The sequence below is a fragment of the Phormidium pseudopriestleyi FRX01 genome, assembly GCF_017313335.1.
In the GTDB taxonomy this organism is placed as follows: domain Bacteria; phylum Cyanobacteriota; class Cyanobacteriia; order Cyanobacteriales; family Laspinemataceae; genus Laspinema; species Laspinema pseudopriestleyi.
Window position 1 is genome coordinate 1 of the sequence record NZ_JAFLQW010000315.1, and the last position, 4,577, is coordinate 4,577.

1 protein-coding gene is annotated in these 4,577 nt (G+C 48.1%); it reads left to right on the forward strand.

Annotation, left to right across the window (positions count from 1 at the left end):
* Positions 1 to 4,437, forward strand: a 4,437-nt coding sequence (locus J0895_RS11775; RefSeq protein WP_207088281.1) for a S8 family serine peptidase, incomplete at its 5' end; no start/stop codon positions are given.
* Positions 4,438 to 4,577: the final 140 nt, after the last annotated feature.

Sequence of the window (4,577 nt, forward strand, 5' to 3'; positions counted from 1 at the left end):
GGACTCTCTAATCGAATTCGCTGGTCTGATGACGCATTGAATGCCAATTGGGACGATATTTTTACCCAAGCTGAAACTTCACAAAACGTCTCGGACCCAGAAGAATTTTTTAAAGCATTATTTGGGGAAGGGAATTGGATTCAATGGGAAGATGGTACTGCTATTTCCTGGGATGAATTATTTGGACTCTCCAATCGGATTCGCTGGTCCTCCGAACCCGAACTGTTCTGGGATAGTTTATTTGGAATGTCCAATCGGATTCGCTGGTCCGAAGACCCGGTATTGTTCTGGGATACCTTATTTGGAATGTCCAATCGAGTCCGGTGGATGGAAGATTCTGAACTCAGTTGGGACTGGACGGAATTATTTGGACTCTCCAATCGGATTCGCTGGTCCGAAGATGCAGGGTTATTTTTAGAAGACTTATTTGGACTGTCTAATCGGATTCGCTGGTCCGACGATCGCCCCATTGATTGGACTGAATTAGTCAGCAACCTCCATGAAATATTGGCCGCCGAACCGGGCGATCGGGCCGAACTCTGGGAAACTTGGTATGGGGGAGAAAATTCCCTGATTTGGTCAGGCGATAATGTCCCCGTATCTTGGCAGGAATTAGGGGCAGTAGTTCCCGATATTGACTGGTCCAAAACCCTCGATGAATCTTGGAGTTGGAAACAGTTATTCGGACTTTCCAATCGGATTCGCTGGTCCGAAGATGCACCGCCACCCCCCTATCATCCACCGGGAATGCATGGCACCGCCGTTGCCGGAGTCGCCGGGGCCGCTGGCACCCAACATGAAGGCGTCAGTGGGGGTGCACCGGATGCAGATTTGGCGGCAATTCGACTGACTGCGGACAAAGTGACCGATGAAATGATTGCCACTGCCATCTCTCACGCCCATCATGGCATTGATATTTATAACAACAGTTGGAAACCCGCCGATACCTTTGTCTCTCCGGGATTAAGTTTAGCAGCATTGGAAAATAATGCTTTGCAAGGGCGCGATGGATTGGGGAATGTGATGATCTTTGCTGCGGGAAATGATGGATGGGATGGCGGCAACGTGAATTATAATCCCTTTGCTAACTCGCGCTATGTGATTCCCGTAGCGGCGATCGACTATCAAGGACAACAATCCTGGTATAGCGAACCCGGTGCCTCACTTCTCGTTTCCGCCTATTCCAGTTCCGCCTATCGCGATCGCACCAGCGTCGGGATTACCACCACCGATTTAGTCGGAGAACAGGGATATAGTGACGGCAACTATACCGATCGCTTTGGCGGAACCTCCTCTGCCGCACCTTTAGTCTCCGGCATCGTCGCCTTAATGTTAGAAGCGAATCCCAATCTCACCTGGCGCGATGTCCAACATATCTTAGTAGAAACCGCCCAGAAAAATGACCCCAACCATCGCGATTGGGTGCAAAACAGCGCAGGTTTGTGGGTGAATCATAACTATGGATTTGGTGCAGTGGATGCCACCCTCGTCACACAAGCGGCGATGAACTGGGAGGTTGTCCAACCAGAAATCAGCATTACCTCCGGGGCGATCGATATTGTAGGACGGGATGCTGAGGGAAACATTGACCACACAATCCTAGACCGTTTACCCAAAAACAACACCACTGGGGTAGAAATCCCCGACTTTGATGCCACTGGAATTACCGATTCCGTAACCATTTTGGAAGACATTAAAATTGAGAAAATTGAAATCGTCTTCGATGCCAAAGGGTTGTATCGGGGTGACTTAGAAATTGTCTTAATTGCCCCGGATGGTACCGAATCCGTCCTAGCACAACCGCGCTTTGATGATGGAACCGGATATGAGAATTGGGTATTTACCTCAACGCGACATTGGGGCGAATCTTCCCTCGGCGAATGGCAACTAAGGGTCCGAGATTTGATGAGTGGAGATGTTGGAACATGGAACGGATGGAAACTGAACTTTTATGGGACAGAAAATGATGCCACCACCGTCAGCGTCACTGCCACCGATGCCGATGCCACAGAAGACGGCAATGCCGGACAACTGGTATTTACCCGCGACGGAGGAGATATTAGTAAAGCATTAATGGCGCGGTATGCTATTGCTGGAACTGCTACCAATGGCACGGATTATCAAGAATTAACTGGAACGGTAATTTTTGAACCGGGTCAGACCAAAGTGACAAGGGGAGTCGTCCCCTTCCACGATTACGAATTAGAAGGGAATGAGACCGTTGAAATTAGCTTAATCGATGGGATTGGGTACAGTTTGGGGACAGAAATTAGCGATACCGTTACGATTGGAGACAGCACCATCACCGACTGGTATGGACCCTTTGTGTATGTCAATTCTGCCAACGGACATCTGTATCTGTTAAGCGAACCGGATACCTGGTTAGGCGCACAAAACCAAGCAGAAGCACTAGGTGGAAATCTGGTTTCCATTAACAGTGCTGACGCACAGCAGTGGATTGTAGATACCTTTGGCACCCAACAAGTCTTTCATATTGGCTTAACAGATAGTGAAATATATGGTGCTGAAGAGGGTATTTTTAAATGGGTAAATGGCGACCCGCTAATCTACGAAAACTGGAAAGAATGCGAACCAAATAATACTCCGTTTCTCCCAGAAGGTGAAGACTTTAGCGTTATCAATCAGCACGTAGATGGGAAATGGAATGACCGCACTTATATCGGAAACTTCCCCGGCATCATCGAAATTGACCCGGCACAACTTGAGCAACCCATTGTCAATATCATGGTCACGGATTCCCTAGCGGGAGAAGAAGGCAATGCCGGACAAATCGTGATTCAGCGCATTGGCAAGGTAGACCAAAACTTGAGCGTGAATTACACTTTCGGCGGTGATGTGACCAATGGCAGCGATGTTCAAACCTTAAGCGGCAACATCATCATTCCAGCCGGTCAAACTTTAGTAACCCTGCCGATAATTGCCCTTCCGGATGATGAAATCGAAGCCAACGAAACCCTCGTGGTTAACTTAACGGAGGGCGACTATGAAATCGGCACCCAACCCAGCGGTCACGTCATCATCACCGACCAAAATCCCATCAATCGGATTGCGAATGAAGTGATTGGACGGAATGTTTTCGGATTCCAGATGTGGACCGATCGCTGGCAAAATGGCGAAACCTTAGAGCAACTACGTCCAGCAATTATTCAATCGGCAGTTGATGGACAAGGTAACAACCAATCCGAACTAAAGATAGCCGAATTTTATCAAGAACTTTTAGTACGAGAAGCCGAAACAACAGAGATTGATTACTGGCGATCGCGCTTAGAAACAGACGCCACCCTGTCACAAGTGCGTCAAGAATTAGAAGGCGCAGAATTTATCGATACCACCCATTACGTTTACACCAATCCCACCACTGGAAATCGCTATTTCCTGACTACACCCGACACTTGGCTAGGCGCACAAGAACAAGCGGAAACACTAGGCGGCAACCTTGTCACTATTGACACTGATGCTGAGAATCAATGGCTGTTTGATACGTTTGGCAGTGGTCGAATGTGGATTGGGTTAAATGATAGCCCGATTTATGGAAATACTGAGGGAAATTATCAGTGGTTAGGTGGAGAGACGATCGCCGACGCTAGTTGGTGGAACGCCGCGACTGATAATGTTCTCCACACTTCAGAAGGGGAAGACTTCACTGAAACTAATTTTGCTGGGACACCTGGATTATGGAACGATATACCGAGTCAACAGAATTTCCTCGGTCGAGGCATCGTTGAAATTTCCTACGCTCCCAGCTACAACTGGACATGGACGCAATTCGGCGAAGACCTCCACACAGGGGATAATTCCGTGCGACTCGCGAGTCTTTCCAACACCGAGAATGCTCGCGATCAGTTCGTGGCGAATCTCATCAACGTTGAAACCTTAGATTTTGATAATTTCGCCCATGACGATACTCCCAACACCTTAAACTTCGGTAACACTACCGCAACTTTATCTGGCGACCTGAAAGTTCAGACCCTTCCTACCGGAACCAATGGCGGTATGTTCCCCACTTCCGGAGATAACTATCTTCTCAGCAGCAATGACGACAGCTTCACCATCGATTTCAACAGTCCTCAATCTGCCTTTGGTTTCACTGTGACCGATGCTGAAGGAGACCCATTTGTCCTCACCCTGCACCGAGAAGATGGCACAACCAGCGAGTTAACTATCCCGGTTACTGCAAGTTGGCCTGCGAATTCCGGTTCGGCATTGTTTTTTGGAGTTACAGATACCGATACCCCCTTCACTGGTGTGACCGTTCGCAAACCAGCGGATACCGAACGGATCGGAGTAGATGACCTAATTATCGGACAGGTGAATCCGAATCATATATCTACACCCACACCACCCAATCAAACTCTGAATCTGACCTATACCGAAGACACGCCTCTCAACCTCAGCGATTATTTTTTTAATATTTAATGGTAAAATCAAGCCAGTGTAAACCGCCGCTCAATCCATGACCCGATTTATTCATGACCAATTTGCCAAACAATATTTAGAAGAAATGCTCAGTCCATTTGGAACCGTAGAAACTGGGAAAACTATCGCCGCTGAAGTCC